Origin of the sequence: Caldicellulosiruptor sp. F32, from assembly GCF_000404025.1 — a bacterium.
GTDB lineage: Bacteria > Bacillota > Thermoanaerobacteria > Caldicellulosiruptorales > Caldicellulosiruptoraceae > Caldicellulosiruptor > Caldicellulosiruptor saccharolyticus.
In genome coordinates this window covers 1-1,021 of record NZ_APGP01000064.1, presented here as the reverse complement: position 1 = coordinate 1,021, position 1,021 = coordinate 1, and the positions used below count along the sequence as shown (strand labels likewise).

The 1,021-nt window shown below is 38.2% G+C and carries 1 protein-coding gene; it reads right to left on the bottom strand.

Features of this window, described 5'->3' with window-relative positions; translation table 11 throughout:
* Positions 1-1,021, bottom strand: a 1,021-nt coding sequence (locus H964_RS06555; protein ID WP_039765885.1) for an ATP-binding protein, incomplete at both ends; no start/stop codon positions are given.

Sequence of the window (1,021 nt, the reverse complement as noted above, 5' to 3'; positions counted from 1 at the left end):
GCACAAGTGTCTACCATCTTGTAAACAGGTTTTATGTTAAACCTTTTTCTAAGACTTCTTATTTCACTTTCAGTACTACATCTCAGGCTTGCAATTGTTTTGTCGCTAAACCCCATCTTTTTTGCGGCAGCTAAAAGGTTAGCATCAAGATTTTCATTTTTAATCTTGTTTTCCATATCAATGATGTTTTTAATCTTGTGCAAAAAGAACTTGTCAACTTTGCAAAGATCATAAATCTCATCAATAGTAAACTCTCTTCTCAAAGCTTCAGCCAAAGCAAAAATTCTCCTGTCATCTGCCTCTTTTATTAATTCTTTCAGCTCATCATTACTAAAATTCTTTAGCTCAGGCAAGTCCAAACTGTCAACACCAATGTCAAGTGACCTTATACCTTTGAGAAGACTTTCTTCAAATGTCCTTCCAATCGACATTACTTCTCCTGTTGCTTTCATCTGTGTTCCAAGTTTGCGGTTTGCATAAGTGAACTTGTCAAAAGGCCAGCGTGGAATTTTTAATACAACATAGTCAAGAGCTGGTTCAAAACTCGCATAAGTCATCTTTGTGATAGCATTTTCTATCTCATCAAGCGTAAAACCAAGTGCAATCTTTGCTGCAATTCTTGCAATAGGATACCCTGTTGCTTTGGAAGCAAGAGCAGAAGACCTGCTCACCCTTGGATTTACTTCAATTACTGCATACTCAAAGCTGTCAGGGTTTAGAGCAAATTGGACGTTACAGCCACCTTCAATCTTTAGTGCATCAATAATCTTCAGGGCAGATGAGCGCAGCATCTGATACTCTTTATCAGAAAGTGTTTGAGATGGTGCAACAACAATACTGTCACCTGTGTGAATACCAACAGGGTCAATGTTTTCCATGTTACACACGGTAATTAAACAGCCGTTTGAGTCCCGCATAACCTCGTACTCTATTTCTTTCCAGCCTTTTATACTCTTTTCAACTAATATCTGTGAGACTGGACTGTAGGTAAGCCCTCTTCTTGCAATCTCAACAAACTCTT